The organism is Citrobacter sp. KTE30, assembly GCF_000398825.1.
GTDB lineage: Bacteria > Pseudomonadota > Gammaproteobacteria > Enterobacterales > Enterobacteriaceae > Citrobacter > Citrobacter freundii.
This window is the reverse complement of record NZ_KB976055.1, coordinates 653,471-668,557: the sequence shown is the minus strand read 5'-3', so window position 1 is coordinate 668,557 and position 15,087 is coordinate 653,471. Positions and strand designations below refer to the sequence as shown.

At 51.6% G+C, this 15,087-nt stretch carries 11 protein-coding genes, 2 tRNA genes and 3 rRNA genes; 6 read left to right on the top strand and 10 right to left on the bottom strand.

What is annotated here, in order from left to right:
• Positions 1 to 35 precede the first annotated feature (35 nt).
• The 3 genes from WC1_RS19625 to WC1_RS19635 form a co-directional block, all read right to left on the bottom strand.
• Positions 36 to 806, bottom strand: coding sequence for a class I SAM-dependent methyltransferase (locus WC1_RS19625; RefSeq protein WP_003843864.1), 771 nt, complete (start codon positions 804 to 806; stop codon positions 36 to 38).
• Between the two features lie 81 nt (positions 807 to 887).
• On the bottom strand, positions 888 to 1,688 hold the full coding sequence (locus WC1_RS19630) for an endonuclease/exonuclease/phosphatase family protein (protein ID WP_003031427.1): 801 nt from the start codon (positions 1,686 to 1,688) through the stop codon (positions 888 to 890).
• Positions 1,689 to 1,819: 131 nt separating this feature from the next.
• Complete coding sequence (locus tag WC1_RS19635; protein WP_003838907.1) at positions 1,820 to 2,995, bottom strand: MFS transporter; 1,176 nt, start codon at positions 2,993 to 2,995, stop codon at positions 1,820 to 1,822.
• A 104-nt stretch (positions 2,996 to 3,099) separates the two neighbouring features.
• Between WC1_RS19635 and yafC the strand changes: the two genes are divergently transcribed.
• Positions 3,100 to 4,014 carry a DNA-binding transcriptional regulator YafC gene (yafC, locus tag WC1_RS19640; protein WP_003843865.1) on the top strand — a complete coding sequence of 305 codons (915 nt, stop codon included), beginning with the start codon at positions 3,100 to 3,102 and terminating at the stop codon, positions 4,012 to 4,014.
• A gap of 21 nt (positions 4,015 to 4,035) precedes the next feature.
• On the opposite strand, the gene dkgB is transcribed toward yafC, so the two are convergent.
• The 7 genes from dkgB to gmhB form a co-directional block, all read right to left on the bottom strand.
• Positions 4,036 to 4,839, bottom strand: a complete 804-nt coding sequence (gene dkgB / locus WC1_RS19645; RefSeq protein WP_016149586.1) for a 2,5-didehydrogluconate reductase DkgB — start codon at positions 4,837 to 4,839, stop codon at positions 4,036 to 4,038.
• A gap of 164 nt (positions 4,840 to 5,003) precedes the next feature.
• Positions 5,004 to 5,080, bottom strand: a tRNA-Asp gene (locus WC1_RS19650).
• A 55-nt stretch (positions 5,081 to 5,135) separates the two neighbouring features.
• Positions 5,136 to 5,251: ribosomal RNA gene (gene rrf, locus WC1_RS19655) — 5S ribosomal RNA — on the bottom strand.
• 90 nt (positions 5,252 to 5,341) lie between these two features.
• Positions 5,342 to 8,248, bottom strand: a 23S ribosomal RNA gene (locus WC1_RS19660).
• 212 nt (positions 8,249 to 8,460) lie between these two features.
• Positions 8,461 to 8,536: transfer RNA gene (locus WC1_RS19665), tRNA-Glu, on the bottom strand.
• Between the two features lie 85 nt (positions 8,537 to 8,621).
• A 16S ribosomal RNA gene (locus WC1_RS19670) occupies positions 8,622 to 10,163 on the bottom strand.
• The 16S, 23S and 5S rRNA genes sit together here with 2 tRNA genes alongside, the layout of an rRNA operon.
• A 367-nt stretch (positions 10,164 to 10,530) precedes the next feature.
• Positions 10,531 to 11,097, bottom strand: coding sequence for a D-glycero-beta-D-manno-heptose 1,7-bisphosphate 7-phosphatase (gmhB, locus tag WC1_RS19675; protein ID WP_003829138.1), 567 nt, complete (start codon positions 11,095 to 11,097; stop codon positions 10,531 to 10,533).
• Positions 11,098 to 11,286: 189 nt separating this feature from the next.
• Here gmhB and metN point away from each other — a divergent pair, with 189 nt between their 5' ends.
• From metN to tsaA, 5 genes are all read left to right on the top strand, one after another.
• A complete protein-coding gene (gene metN, locus WC1_RS19680) occupies positions 11,287 to 12,318 on the top strand; it encodes a methionine ABC transporter ATP-binding protein MetN (RefSeq protein WP_003018468.1) in 1,032 nt (343 codons plus the stop codon).
• Positions 12,311 to 12,964: a methionine ABC transporter permease MetI gene (locus WC1_RS19685; protein ID WP_003018471.1), complete on the top strand. Its 654-nt coding sequence runs from the start codon at positions 12,311 to 12,313 to the stop codon at positions 12,962 to 12,964. The genes metN and WC1_RS19685 overlap by 8 nt, the downstream gene beginning before the upstream one ends.
• Positions 12,965 to 13,008: 44 nt before the next feature.
• Positions 13,009 to 13,824, top strand: a complete 816-nt coding sequence (gene metQ, locus WC1_RS19690; protein WP_003018474.1) for a methionine ABC transporter substrate-binding lipoprotein MetQ — start codon at positions 13,009 to 13,011, stop codon at positions 13,822 to 13,824.
• Positions 13,825 to 13,940: 116 nt separating this feature from the next.
• Positions 13,941 to 14,345, top strand: a complete 405-nt coding sequence (gene rcsF, locus WC1_RS19695) for an Rcs stress response system protein RcsF (RefSeq protein WP_003018477.1) — start codon at positions 13,941 to 13,943, stop codon at positions 14,343 to 14,345.
• Positions 14,342 to 15,049 carry a tRNA (N6-threonylcarbamoyladenosine(37)-N6)-methyltransferase TrmO gene (gene tsaA, locus WC1_RS19700; RefSeq protein WP_016149585.1) on the top strand — a complete coding sequence of 236 codons (708 nt, stop codon included), beginning with the start codon at positions 14,342 to 14,344 and terminating at the stop codon, positions 15,047 to 15,049. The genes rcsF and tsaA overlap by 4 nt, the downstream gene beginning before the upstream one ends.
• Positions 15,050 to 15,087 lie beyond the last annotated feature (38 nt).

Sequence of the window (15,087 nt, the reverse complement as noted above, 5' to 3'; positions counted from 1 at the left end):
TGAAGGCACTGGTTTCCCCCCAGTGCCTTTTTTATTTATCCCGCTTTATGTGCCTCAACCATTATCGTGTCGCTGGTAAACGAGCCATCTTCCTGTAACGCAAAGTAGTCTTTCACTTGTGCAGAAGCACTTTGTTGGTAGGCACGAATCGCGTCGCTCAACGCTGCAGGCGTACGCATCCGCGCCACCCACGAACTGAATTCCAGCGCCAGACGATCGGTTAACAAGGTATCGGCAATCAGATTGGCGTCATTGATTAACGACAACCACTCTCCGCTGGAATAGTTGCGTACGTGTGAGGTATCGCGTAACGCCTCCACGGTTTGCAACCAGATATCACGTACTGGGTGGCCAGGCGACATCACATCCATCACAATCAGTACACCACCGGGCTTCAGAACGCGGTTCACTTCCCGCAGCGCGCGCCCGACATCATGCCAGTGATGCGCGGAATAGCGGCTAATCACCACATCAAATACGTTATCTTCAAATGGCAGGCTTTCAGCATACCCCTGCCGTGTAGCGATATTATCCAGACCTCGGTCTTTTGCCGCCTTAGCAACCACTTCAAGCATCTGCGACGATAAATCATAAGCCATGACCTGCTTTACGTGTTGCGCGGCCACAAAGCTGGCGTGCCCTGCTCCGCATCCCATATCCAATACGCGAGCCTGTGGAAATGCCGACAACCTTTCCCCCAGACGTTGCAAGTCACGGCCAGAGGCGTGCACCGTACTGGTTAAATAGGCATTAGCCTGAGAGCCAAACTGTTTTTCGACGTTGTCATGGTGAGAGCGTGTTGTCATGGTGTTGTCCTTCGGTTGTTGAGAAATATGAAGTGAAGGGCAACCATCACAGGCCTGCCCTATGGCAGACCTGACACACCGTTATTGTTCAGGTTTGCCGGGACTGAATTCAACGAGTAGCGGGTTGTGATCGGATGCGCGGGTGACCAGCACAGAGGCTTCACTCACGTTCAGACCGCGATAGAACACAAAATCGAGAGGGCGACCAAACGCACGGCGGCGCTGATCGTCAGTAAAGCGAACCTGGCGCAGCGACATTTCACGCGCAAAGCGGTACAGCGCATTCATCCGTCGACGGCTCCAGGCATTAAAATCGCCGGCCATGATCACCGGACCGCTGTGATGAGCAATCTGATCGCCAATGGGAAGTAACTGCTTACTATAGACATCAACGCCAAGACTAAAGTTAACCGCGTGGATATTCACCACCATTAACAGCCGAGTGTCAGGCAACGGGTACACCGTCACCAGCGCCGATTTCGCCAGCCGCAAAATAGGCTCACGCTCGCGCAATGGACAGCAGTAAACAGGATGAGCAGCAGAGAGCGTCATGACACCAGAGGGATGCTGAGGCAGCACAAAGGCCGGAACCTGATCGGCAGCAAGATAGTTAGCGGTCGCAAACTGCACCAGTTCTGGCGTGGTTTGTGCTTCCTGCAATAACACCAGATGTGCATCTTTGCCAAAATTCTTCAGCACCGACTGCCATTCTGCGCGCTGCTGTTTAAAAATATTCCATACCAGCACGCGAATGCGATCTTCACTGCTTAACGGAACGCCTGCGGGTAATGCCTGGCCAATATGCGCAAACGACCCCGGCGGTAAAATCCGCTCGGCGGGTTGTCCGGCAACATAACGCATGGCATAGGTGTTTTTTCGCACTTTAGACTTTCAAACCTCTGTAACGTCAACCAGTCCGCAGCCGGACTGGTTCTTCTGTTATAGGGATTTTAGCACTCACTTTCAACGAACAATTGCAGTTTGTTTTGTAAGTGGGCGCTTACATCAATGATTTACCCCAAAGCAACGCGCGCGGGCTTATCAAGACGACCGCTGAGTCCCATCAGCAGGAAAGCAACCAGGACAATAAGTGCGCCAATCCACGGCGTCTGCGCCAGACCATAATGCTCGACCGTTTGTCCACCAATCACTGAACCCAGTGCAATGCCAATGTTAAACGCCGCAATGTTCAACCCTGACGCCACATCTACAGCATTAGGCGTAAATTGTTCCGCTTTCTGTACCACGTAGACCTGCAACCCCGGTACGTTACCAAAGGCAAAGATCCCCATTACCAGGATGGTAGCCAGCGCGGCATACTGCGTAGAAGCCGTCAGTTGGAAAACCATCAGCAGAACAAACAGTGCGGCGAAAATGAATTTCAGCGCAGGAACGGCACCATGCTTATCCGCCAGCTTACCACCCCAGATATTACCGATAGCCACTGAAACACCGTAACCCAGTAAGATCCAGCTTACTGCTGCCGGAGAGAATCCCGCCAGATCCTGCATCATCGGTGCCAGGAAGGTGAATGCCGTGAATACACCGCCGTAGCCCAGTGCCGTAACGGCATAAATCAGCAGCAGACGGGGATGAGTCAGCACCTTCACCTGGTCGCGAATGCTGGCGGCTGCACGACCGGGAATGTTGGCGGGGATCAACAGCTGGCTACTGATCAGTGCAATCACGCCTAACATTGATACCGCAAGGAAAGTCTCGCGCCAGCCAAAGTGTTGACCAATAAACGTACCCAGCGGCACGCCGGTTACCAGCGCCACCGTTAAGCCACCAAACATAATAGCGATGGCGGAGGCCGCTTTCTCTTTTGGCACCAGACTTGTCGCGATGGTAGAACCAATCGAGAAGAATACGCCGTGTGCCAGCCCAGTCAGCAGACGAGCGACAATGAGTGTCATATACCCGGGAGCCTGCCATGCCAGCAAATTCCCCGCCGTAAACAGAACCATCAGCGCAACCAGTAACTGTTTACGTGGCAGGCGTCCGGTCAAAGCGGTCAGTACCGGTGCGCCAATCGCCACACCCAGCGCATAGATGGAAACCAGCATCCCGGCGGAAGGTAACGAGATCGCCAGTTGTTGAGCGATGGTCGGCACCAGACCAACAATCACAAACTCAGTAGTGCCTATAGCGAAGGCACTAATTGTTAGTGCAAATAAAGCGAGAGGCATAAATAACTCCGTAACATAAGTAATCAGATGACACGCAGTATGCCTGGATGTTTTAATGACAAAAACATTCAAAATCTCAATATAATTTTGCATCAGGTGCAAAAATGAAAGCAACCTCTGAAGAACTTGCGATTTTTGTAGCGGTAGTGGAAAGCGGTAGCTTTAGCCGGGCGGCAGAACAGCTTGGACAAGCCAATTCCGCGGTCAGTCGGGCAGTAAAAAAGCTGGAGATGAAACTGGGCGTCAGTTTGCTTAATCGAACGACCCGACAGCTAAGTCTCACTGAGGAAGGAGAGCGCTACTTCAGGCGGGTGCAGCAGATACTGCAAGAGATGGCTGCAGCAGAAACGGAAATCATGGAGTCGCGTAATACTCCGCGCGGCCTGCTGCGCATCGACGCAGCAACACCGGTGATGTTGCATTTCCTGATGCCGCTAATCAAACCGTTCCGGGAGCGGTATCCCGAGATGACGTTGTCTCTCGTCTCCTCGGAAACATTCATCAATCTTATTGAACGAAAAGTGGATGTTGCTATACGAGCGGGTACACTGACTGACTCGAGTCTACGTGCGCGTCCGTTATTTACCAGCTATCGCAAGATTATTGCCTCACCGGAGTACATTGCCCGTTTTGGTAGACCAGAGACCGTCGAGGAGTTAAAACAGCATCTGTGTCTGGGGTTTTCCGAACCGGTTTCGCTCAATACCTGGCCAATTGCCTGTAGCGACGGACAGCTGCATGAGGTCGAGTGTGGAATTTCTTCCAACAGTGGGGAAACGCTAAAACAGCTTTGCCTGAACGGCAACGGCATCGCCTGTCTTTCAGATTATATGATAGATAAAGAGATCGCGCAGGGAGAGCTAGTGGAACTGCTGGCCGATAAACGTCTGCCGGTAAAAATGCCTTTCAGCGCCGTTTACTACAGCGATCGTGCGGTCAGTACACGTATTCGTGCATTTATAGACTTTTTAAGTGAATATATAAGAACAGCTCCCGAAGGAGCTGTAAAAGAGGGGTAAGGGATACACAGGCTCGGGCAATTAATCCCAGGCAGGAGCCAGACCTTCCGGGCTGACCAGACGATCGTTGCAGTCCAGTGCCGCGATCATTTTTTTATCTTCGGCATCCAGATGCAGTTCCAGCGCCAGCAGGTTGCTTGCCAGGTTTTCACGTTTGGTAGAAGAAGGAATTACGGAGTAACCTTCCCCCATTGCCCATGCCAGAATAACCTGCGCCGGGGTCGCGTTATGTTTAGCGGCAATGTGCGCAATCACTTCATCTTTCAGCGCGTTACCGTAAGCCAGCGTCATGTAAGAGGTGATGTGGATACCGTGTGCTTTCGCCCAGTCAACCACCTTACGGCTCTGAAGATACGGAGAAAGCTCAATCTGGTTGGTCGCAATATTGTCTGCGCCTACTGCGGCAATGGCTTTTTCCATCAGCGCAATGGTGAAGTTTGAGATACCAATTTCACGAGTCAGTCCCTGCTGTTTTGCTTCGAGCAGCGCCAGCATGAATTCCTCAACAGATACAGCATCTCCTGGAGATGGCCAGTGGATCAGCACCAAATCAACATAATCTGTACGCAGTTTCTTCAGGCTTTCTTTCAGACTTGGGATCAGTTTTTCTTTGCTGAGATTTTCAATCCAGATCTTGGTGGTGATGTACAGTTCGTTACGCGGTACGCCGGTTTCGGCAATCGCCTGACCAACAGCCGCTTCATTATCATAGATTTGCGCAGTGTCGACAGCACGGTAGCCTAGTTCAAGCGCCGTTTTAACAGAAGCGATAACCACGTCGTCTTTCAGGCGGAAAGTACCCAAACCGAATGCAGGGATAGCCATAGAATTCCTCTTTTTAATCACTATGTTCATCAACTAAGAGGATTATGACTTCCAGCTCTTTATAGAAAAAGAGTGATAAATGCAGAGGATTTTTGCGGATGTAGCAATAATTAAACTGCAGGCAAAGAAAAAGCCCTGAGCTAATGCTCAGGGCTCTTAATAAGTGGCGGAACGGACGGGACTCGAACCCGCGACCCCCTGCGTGACAGGCAGGTATTCTAACCAACTGAACTACCGCTCCACCGAATTTCTTTGTCACTACCCGGATTCTTCATCCCGGTTTACTGCAATTTGATGCCTGGCAGTTCCCTACTCTCGCATGGGGAGACCCCACACTACCATCGGCGCTACGGCGTTTCACTTCTGAGTTCGGCATGGGGTCAGGTGGGACCACCGCGCTACAGCCGCCAGGCAAATTCTGTTATTAACCCGCTTTTCGCCGGTTAATGTTATCTGTATCAAGCTGAATGTCGTCTCTTCGCCAAAACATCTTCGGCGTTGTAAGGTTAAGCCTCACGGTTCATTAGTATCGGTTAGCTCAACGTATCGCTACGCTTACACACCCGACCTATCAACGTCGTCGTCTTCAACGTTCCTTCAGGAGACTTAAAGTCTCAGGGAGAACTCATCTTGGGGCAAGTTTCGTGCTTAGATGCTTTCAGCACTTATCTCTTCCGCATTTAGCTACCGGGCAATGCCATTGGCATGACAACCCGAACACCAGTGATGCGTCCACTCCGGTCCTCTCGTACTAGGAGCAGCCCCCCTCAATTCTCCAGCGCCCACGGCAGATAGGGACCGAACTGTCTCACGACGTTCTAAACCCAGCTCGCGTACCACTTTAAATGGCGAACAGCCATACCCTTGGGACCTACTTCAGCCCCAGGATGTGATGAGCCGACATCGAGGTGCCAAACACCGCCGTCGATATGAACTCTTGGGCGGTATCAGCCTGTTATCCCCGGAGTACCTTTTATCCGTTGAGCGATGGCCCTTCCATTCAGAACCACCGGATCACTAAGACCTGCTTTCGCACCTGCTCGAGCCGTCACTCTCGCAGTCAAGCTAGCTTATGCCTTTGCACTAACCTCCTGATGTCCGACCAGGATTAGCTAACCTTCGTGCTCCTCCGTTACTCTTTAGGAGGAGACCGCCCCAGTCAAACTACCCACCAGACACTGTCCGCAACCCGGATTACGGGTCCACGTTAGAACACCAGCCATTAAAGGGTGGTATTTCAAGGATGGCTCCATGCAGACTGGCGTCCACACTTCAAAGCCTCCCACCTATCCTACACATCAAGGACCAGTGTTCAGTGTCAAGCTATAGTAAAGGTTCACGGGGTCTTTCCGTCTTGCCGCGGGTACACTGCATCTTCACAGCGAGTTCAATTTCACTGAGTCTCGGGTGGAGACAGCCTGGCCATCATTACGCCATTCGTGCAGGTCGGAACTTACCCGACAAGGAATTTCGCTACCTTAGGACCGTTATAGTTACGGCCGCCGTTTACCGGGGCTTCGATCAAGAGCTTCTCCTTACGGATAACCCCATCAATTAACCTTCCGGCACCGGGCAGGCGTCACACCGTATACGTCCACTTTCGTGTTTGCACAGTGCTGTGTTTTTAATAAACAGTTGCAGCCAGCTGGTATCTTCGACTGATTTCAGCTCCATGGGTAAACCACTTCACCTACATATCAGCGTGCCTTCTCCCGAAGTTACGGCACCATTTTGCCTAGTTCCTTCACCCGAGTTCTCTCAAGCGCCTTGGTATTCTCTACCTGACCACCTGTGTCGGTTTGGGGTACGATTTCGTGTTACCTGATGCTTAGAGGCTTTTCCTGGAAGCAGGGCATTTGTTACTTCAGCACCGTAGTGCCTCGTCATCACACCTCAGCGTTAAAAAGGTACCGGATTTACCTGGAACCTCCGCCTACATGCTTAAACCGGGACAACCGTCGCCCGGCTAACATAGCCTTCTCCGTCCCCCCTTCGCAGTAACACCAAGTACAGGAATATTAACCTGTTTCCCATCGACTACGCCTTTCGGCCTCGCCTTAGGGGTCGACTCACCCTGCCCCGATTAACGTTGGACAGGAACCCTTGGTCTTCCGGCGTGCGGGTTTTTCACCCGCATTATCGTTACTTATGTCAGCATTCGCACTTCTGATACCTCCAGCATACCTCACAGTACACCTTCAACGGCTTACAGAACGCTCCCCTACCCAACAACACATAGTGTCGCTGCCGCAGCTTCGGTGCATGGTTTAGCCCCGTTACATCTTCCGCGCAGGCCGACTCGACCAGTGAGCTATTACGCTTTCTTTAAATGATGGCTGCTTCTAAGCCAACATCCTGGCTGTCTGTGCCTTCCCACATCGTTTCCCACTTAACCATGACTTTGGGACCTTAGCTGGCGGTCTGGGTTGTTTCCCTCTTCACGACGGACGTTAGCACCCGCCGTGTGTCTCCCGTGATAACATTCTTCGGTATTCGCAGTTTGCATCGGGTTGGTAAGTCGGGATGACCCCCTAGCCGAAACAGTGCTCTACCCCCGAAGATGAGTTCACGAGGCGCTACCTAAATAGCTTTCGGGGAGAACCAGCTATCTCCCGGTTTGATTGGCCTTTCACCCCCAGCCACAAGTCATCCGCTAATTTTTCAACATTAGTCGGTTCGGTCCTCCAGTTAGTGTTACCCAACCTTCAACCTGCCCATGGCTAGATCACCGGGTTTCGGGTCTATACCCTGCAACTTAACGCCCAGTTAAGACTCGGTTTCCCTTCGGCTCCCCTATACGGTTAACCTTGCTACAGAATATAAGTCGCTGACCCATTATACAAAAGGTACGCAGTCACCCCATAAAGAGGCTCCCACTGCTTGTACGTACACGGTTTCAGGTTCTTTTTCACTCCCCTCGCCGGGGTTCTTTTCGCCTTTCCCTCACGGTACTGGTTCACTATCGGTCAGTCAGGAGTATTTAGCCTTGGAGGATGGTCCCCCCATATTCAGACAGGATACCACGTGTCCCGCCCTACTCTTCGAGTTCACAACCTGTGCATTTTGGTGTACGGGACTATCACCCTGTATCGTCGGACTTTCCAGACCGTTCCACTAACACACAAGCTGATTCAGACTCTGGGCTGCTCCCCGTTCGCTCGCCGCTACTGGGGGAATCTCGGTTGATTTCTTTTCCTCGGGGTACTTAGATGTTTCAGTTCCCCCGGTTCGCTTCATTACGCTATGTATTCACGTAATGATAGTGTGACGAATCACACTGGGTTTCCCCATTCGGAAATCGCCGGTTATAACGGTTCATATCACCTTACCGACGCTTATCGCAGATTAGCACGTCCTTCATCGCCTCTGACTGCCAGGGCATCCACCGTGTACGCTTAGTCGCTTAACCTCACAACCCGAAGATGTTTCACTTCTGATTGCGAAAATTTGAGAGACTCGAACACACCGCTTATCTGTTCTTATTTACGGAGAACAGACACAGTGTGTCGTTTCAATTTTCAGCTTGATCCAGATTTTTAAAGAGCAAATATCTCAAACGTCACCCGAAGGTAAGTTTTGAGATATTAAGGTCGGCGACTTTCACTCACACATACCAGCAAGTGGCGTCCCCTAGGGGATTCGAACCCCTGTTACCGCCGTGAAAGGGCGGTGTCCTGGGCCTCTAGACGAAGGGGACACTGAAGTCTCAATCGCAAGACGCCTTGCTATTTACTTTTCATCAGACAATCTGTGTGAGCACTACAAAGGCAGGTTCTTTAAGGTAAGGAGGTGATCCAACCGCAGGTTCCCCTACGGTTACCTTGTTACGACTTCACCCCAGTCATGAATCACAAAGTGGTAAGCGCCCTCCCGAAGGTTAAGCTACCTACTTCTTTTGCAACCCACTCCCATGGTGTGACGGGCGGTGTGTACAAGGCCCGGGAACGTATTCACCGTGGCATTCTGATCCACGATTACTAGCGATTCCGACTTCATGGAGTCGAGTTGCAGACTCCAATCCGGACTACGACATACTTTATGAGGTCCGCTTGCTCTCGCGAGGTCGCTTCTCTTTGTATATGCCATTGTAGCACGTGTGTAGCCCTACTCGTAAGGGCCATGATGACTTGACGTCATCCCCACCTTCCTCCAGTTTATCACTGGCAGTCTCCTTTGAGTTCCCGGCCGAACCGCTGGCAACAAAGGATAAGGGTTGCGCTCGTTGCGGGACTTAACCCAACATTTCACAACACGAGCTGACGACAGCCATGCAGCACCTGTCTCAGAGTTCCCGAAGGCACCAAAGCATCTCTGCTAAGTTCTCTGGATGTCAAGAGTAGGTAAGGTTCTTCGCGTTGCATCGAATTAAACCACATGCTCCACCGCTTGTGCGGGCCCCCGTCAATTCATTTGAGTTTTAACCTTGCGGCCGTACTCCCCAGGCGGTCGACTTAACGCGTTAGCTCCGGAAGCCACGCCTCAAGGGCACAACCTCCAAGTCGACATCGTTTACGGCGTGGACTACCAGGGTATCTAATCCTGTTTGCTCCCCACGCTTTCGCACCTGAGCGTCAGTCTTTGTCCAGGGGGCCGCCTTCGCCACCGGTATTCCTCCAGATCTCTACGCATTTCACCGCTACACCTGGAATTCTACCCCCCTCTACAAGACTCTAGCCTGCCAGTTTCGGATGCAGTTCCCAGGTTGAGCCCGGGGATTTCACATCCGACTTGACAGACCGCCTGCGTGCGCTTTACGCCCAGTAATTCCGATTAACGCTTGCACCCTCCGTATTACCGCGGCTGCTGGCACGGAGTTAGCCGGTGCTTCTTCTGCGAGTAACGTCAATCACTAAGGTTATTAACCTTAATGCCTTCCTCCTCGCTGAAAGTACTTTACAACCCGAAGGCCTTCTTCATACACGCGGCATGGCTGCATCAGGCTTGCGCCCATTGTGCAATATTCCCCACTGCTGCCTCCCGTAGGAGTCTGGACCGTGTCTCAGTTCCAGTGTGGCTGGTCATCCTCTCAGACCAGCTAGGGATCGTCGCCTAGGTGAGCCGTTACCCCACCTACTAGCTAATCCCATCTGGGCACATCCGATGGCAAGAGGCCCGAAGGTCCCCCTCTTTGGTCTTGCGACGTTATGCGGTATTAGCTACCGTTTCCAGTAGTTATCCCCCTCCATCGGGCAGTTTCCCAGACATTACTCACCCGTCCGCCACTCGTCACCCAAGGAGCAAGCTCCTCTGTGCTACCGTTCGACTTGCATGTGTTAGGCCTGCCGCCAGCGTTCAATCTGAGCCATGATCAAACTCTTCAATTTAAGTTTGATGCTCGTGAATTAAACTTCGTAATGAATTACGTATGTTCACTCAAGAGACTTGGTATTCATTTTTCGTCTTGCGACGTTAAGAATCCGTATCTTCGAGTGCCCACACAGATTGTCTGATAAATTGTTAAAGAGCAGTTGCGACGCGCTTTGGCGCTCTGTCGCGAGGTGGCGTATATTACGCTTTCCTCTTTCAGAGTCAACCCTCATTTTCAGGTTTTTCTCTTCAACCGAACCGGCTGTTTGTGTGAAGTGATTCACATCCGCCGTGTCGATGGAGGCGCATTATAGGGAGTCGACTCAGGAAGACAAGCGGAAAAATGCATTTTTGTTTCAACCGCTCACCTTTTACCCACAACGCTTACTTTTGCTGCTTTTTTATCGCCATTGGCAGGTCTGCTAGACTATTTATGACTAAATCTGCCGCATTTTCTGCTTCCGGCGTGACGGGTTTGCCTGTGCGCACCAATACCTTCGTGCCAACATTTGCAGCTGCCGCCGCCTGCATATCTTCAATTTTGTCGCCTACCATATAAGAAGCGGCCATATCGATGTGCAAGAAGTCTCGGGCGGAGATAAACATGCCAGGATGCGGTTTACGACAGTCGCAGACCTGACGATACTCTTCCACGGTGCCCTGTGGGTGATGCGGGCAGTAGTAGATGCCATCCAGCTCAACATCGCGATCGGCCAGCGACCAGTCCATCCATTCGGTCAACGTTTCAAACTGCGCCTCAGTAAATTTACCACGCGCGATACCAGACTGGTTCGTCACAATAATGAGCGCGTAACCCATCTTTTTAAGTTCACGCATGGCATCAATAACGCCGTCGATAAACTCAAACTCGTCGATCTCATGTACATAACCGTGGTCCACATTAATGGTACCGTCACGGTCGAGAAAAATTGCGGGTACAGACTTTGCCACCTTTTATAGCTCCTGAATAAGGCATGTGGCTCTAGTATCGCATGTTTCAGCGGGCAAGAAAGTGCTCATCGCGCAAAGCCTGATTGATTTAGACGTCTGGATGCCTTAACATCCATCTTGTTGACGGCTTCGACCGTACCTGACAGACGAAAATGCCACGGCTAACTTAATTACGATAATAAATAACCAATGATTAAACTTTCGAATATCACCAAAGTGTTCCAGCAGGGGACTCGCACCATTCAGGCGTTAAATAACGTCAGCCTGCATGTTCCTGCCGGGCAGATTTATGGCGTTATTGGCGCCTCCGGTGCCGGTAAAAGTACGCTCATCCGCTGCGTTAACTTACTTGAACGCCCAACCGAAGGCAGCGTTCAGGTCGGCGGTCAGGAACTCACGACGCTTTCTGAGTCAGAGCTGACCAAAGCTCGCCGTCAAATCGGCATGATTTTCCAACACTTTAACCTGCTCTCTTCCCGCACCGTGTTTGGCAACGTCGCGCTGCCGCTGGAACTGGATAACACGCCAAAAGAAGAGATCAAACGCCGTGTAACAGAACTGTTGGATTTGGTTGGTCTTGGTGACAAGCACGATAGCTACCCGGCCAATCTTTCCGGTGGACAAAAACAGCGTGTGGCAATCGCCCGTGCGCTGGCAAGCAATCCCAAAGTGTTGCTGTGCGATGAAGCCACCAGCGCACTCGATCCGGCAACGACCCGCTCGATTCTTGAATTATTGAAAGACATTAACCGTCGTCTGGGACTTACCATTCTGCTGATTACCCATGAGATGGACGTTGTAAAACGTATTTGTGACTGCGTGGCAGTCATCAGTAATGGTGAACTGATTGAGCAAGACACCGTCAGCGAAGTGTTCTCACACCCGAAAACGCCGTTGGCACAGAAATTTATCCAGTCCACGCTGCACCTGGATATCCCGGAAGATTATCTGGAACGGTTAAAAGCCGAGCCAGAAGCAGACAGTGTGCCAATGCTGCGCATGGAATTCACCGGTCATTCCGTTGATGCGCCATTGCTCTCTGAAACGGCCCGTCGCTTTAACGTGAATAACAACATTATTAGCGCGCAGATGGATTACGCCGGCGGTGTGAAATTCGGCATCATGCTGACTGAAATGCACGGCACACAGGAAGATACACAAGCAGCCATCAACTGGTTGCAGGAACACCATGTAAAAGTAGAGGTACTGGGTTATGTCTGAGCCGATGATGTGGCTGCTGGTTCGCGGCGTATGGGAAACGCTGGCAATGACCTTTGTGTCCGGTTTTTTTGGTTTTGTGATCGGTCTGCCAGTTGGCGTGTTGCTGTACGTAACGCGTCCGGGGCAAATCATTGAGAATGCGAAGCTCTACCGTACGCTCTCTGCGCTGGTGAACATTTTCCGTTCCATCCCGTTCATCATCTTATTGGTTTGGATGATTCCGTTTACCCGCATGATCGTAGGCACCTCTATCGGACTGCAGGCCGCTATCGTCCCGCTGACCGTCGGCGCCGCGCCGTTTATCGCCCGCATGGTGGAAAACGCGCTGCTCGAAATCCCGACCGGGCTGATAGAAGCCTCTCGTGCGATGGGCGCCACGCCGCTGCAAATCGTACGTAAGGTATTACTACCAGAAGCGCTGCCAGGACTGGTCAATGCGGCCACCATCACCCTTATCACGCTGGTTGGTTACTCCGCGATGGGTGGCGCCGTTGGTGCCGGTGGTCTTGGGCAGATTGGCTATCAGTACGGTTACATTGGCTACAACGCTACCGTAATGAATACAGTGCTGGTATTGCTCGTCGTTCTGGTTTATTTAATTCAGTTATCCGGCGATCGCATCGTCCGGGCTGTCACGCACAAATAACGTTGCACACAACACTAAAAACTCATTAAGAAAAGGAAATAAGCATGGCGTTCAAATTCAAAACCTTTGCGGCAGTTGGAGCCCTGATCGGTTCTCTGGCACTTGTGGGTTGCGGTCAGGATGAAAAAGATCCTAATCACATCAAAGTGGGCGTTATTGTTGGCGCAGAGCAGCAGGTTGCAGAAGTCGCGCAGAAAGTAGCTAAAGAAAAATATGGTCTGGACGTTGAGCTGGTCACGTTTAACGATTACGTTCTGCCTAACGAAGCGCTGAGCAAAGGCGATATCGATGCTAACGCCTTCCAGCACAAACCGTACCTGGATCAGCAGATCAAAGATCGCGGTTACAAGCTGGTTGCTGTAGGCAATACTTTTGTTTACCCGATTGCGGGCTATTCCAAAAAAATCAAATCACTGGATGAGCTGCAGGACGGTTCACAGGTCGCGATTCCAAACGACCCGACTAACCTTGGCCGTTCCTTGCTGCTGCTGCAAAAAGTGGGCTTAATCAAGCTGAAAGACGGTGTTGGCCTGCTGCCGACCGCGCTGGACGTGATTGAAAACCCGAAAAACCTGAAGCTGGTTGAACTGGAAGCGCCGCAGCTGCCGCGTTCTCTGGACGATGCTCAAATCGCACTGGCGGTCATCAACACCACCTACGCCAGCCAGATCGGCCTGACCCCGGCAAAAGACGGTATCTTTGTTGAAGATAAAGATTCTCCGTACGTAAACCTGATCGTGACGCGTGAAGACAACAAAGATGCTGAGAACGTGAAGAAATTCGTTCAGGCATATCAGTCTGATGAAGTGTACGAAGCAGCAAACAAAGTCTTCAACGGCGGTGCTGTTAAGGGCTGGTAATTTTAGGCTGTTTACAGAATATGTAATATCATCAGGACGGGCGCTTGCCCGTCTTGTCATTTATGCAAGCACCTGATTCAATATCTGACGTTTAGATCATTCATTGAGGAAATATTATGCGTGCTTTACCGATCTGTTTAGTAGCACTCTTGCTGAGCGGCTGTTCTATGTTAAGCAGATCCCCTGTTGAACCCGTTCAAAGCACCGCAACCCCGCCGAAAGCGGAGCCGGAAAAACCGAAAGCACCGCGCGCGACGCCGGTAAGAATCATTACTAACGCTGAAGATTTAGTAGGCAAGCCGTTCCGCGATCTTGGCGAAGTTAGCGGTGAATCCTGCCAGGCATCCAACCAGGATTCCCCTCCGAGCATTCCAACCGCGCGCAAACGCATGCAGATTAATGCATCAAAAATGAAAGCTAATGCGGTATTGCTGCACAGTTGCGAAGTGACCAGCGGAACGCCGGGTTGCTATCGTCAGGCGGTTTGCATCGGTTCTGCACTGAACATTTCGGCGAAATGAGCCATTTTCAGTTCGAGCAAATAGGCGTTATCCGCTCACCATATAAAGAAAAGTTCGCCGTTCCACGCCAGCCAGGTCTGGTGAAAAGCGCCTGCGGTGAACTGCATTTGCTCGCACCTTACAACCAGGCCGATGCTATTCGCGGCCTGGAAGCCTTCAGTCATTTGTGGGTGATTTTTGTTTTTCACCAGACAATGGAAGGTGGATGGCGTCCGACCGTGCGCCCTCCCCGTCTTGGTGGCAACGCCAGAATGGGTGTCTTTGCCACACGTTCAACGTTTCGTCCTAACCCTGTTGGCATGTCGTTGGTAGAGCTGCGGGGCATCCGCTGCCATAAAGAGCACGTAATCCTCGAACTCGGTGGACTGGACCTTGTTGACGGAACGCCAGTAGTGGATATTAAGCCGTATCTGCCGTTTGCCGAATCGCTGCCTGATGCTCGCGCCAGCTATGCCCAGGACGCACCTCAGGCCAGCGTCGAGGTGACGTTCAGTGAAGATCTCGCGGAGCAGCTATCAAAGCTCGAACAACGTTACCCGCGTCTTCGTCAGTTTATTACCGAAGTGCTGGCGCAGGATCCGCGTCCTGCCTACCGTAAAAATGAGGAAGAAGGCAAAACCTACGCCGTCTGGCTGCTGGACTTTAACGTCCGCTGGCGCGTCACACCGTCAGGATTTGAGGTCTTTGCTCTGGAAGCCCGCTAATTTGCGTCGCGTACTCTTTTGACATCCCTTTCTCGCTG

What these genes read in the sequence shown, in the direction of transcription:
- WC1_RS19625 (WP_003843864.1), bottom strand. Translation starts at nt 806, where the DNA reads ATGACAACACGCTCTCACCATGACAACGTCGAAAAACAGTTTGGCTCT.
- WC1_RS19635 (WP_003838907.1), bottom strand. Translation starts at nt 2,995, where the DNA reads ATGCCTCTCGCTTTATTTGCACTAACAATTAGTGCCTTCGCTATAGGC.
- yafC (WP_003843865.1), top strand. Translation starts at nt 3,100, where the DNA reads ATGAAAGCAACCTCTGAAGAACTTGCGATTTTTGTAGCGGTAGTGGAA.
- dkgB (WP_016149586.1), bottom strand. Translation starts at nt 4,839, where the DNA reads ATGGCTATCCCTGCATTCGGTTTGGGTACTTTCCGCCTGAAAGACGAC.
- metN (WP_003018468.1), top strand. Translation starts at nt 11,287, where the DNA reads ATGATTAAACTTTCGAATATCACCAAAGTGTTCCAGCAGGGGACTCGC.
- WC1_RS19685 (WP_003018471.1), top strand. Translation starts at nt 12,311, where the DNA reads ATGTCTGAGCCGATGATGTGGCTGCTGGTTCGCGGCGTATGGGAAACG.
- metQ (WP_003018474.1), top strand. Translation starts at nt 13,009, where the DNA reads ATGGCGTTCAAATTCAAAACCTTTGCGGCAGTTGGAGCCCTGATCGGT.
- rcsF (WP_003018477.1), top strand. Translation starts at nt 13,941, where the DNA reads ATGCGTGCTTTACCGATCTGTTTAGTAGCACTCTTGCTGAGCGGCTGT.
- tsaA (WP_016149585.1), top strand. Translation starts at nt 14,342, where the DNA reads ATGAGCCATTTTCAGTTCGAGCAAATAGGCGTTATCCGCTCACCATAT.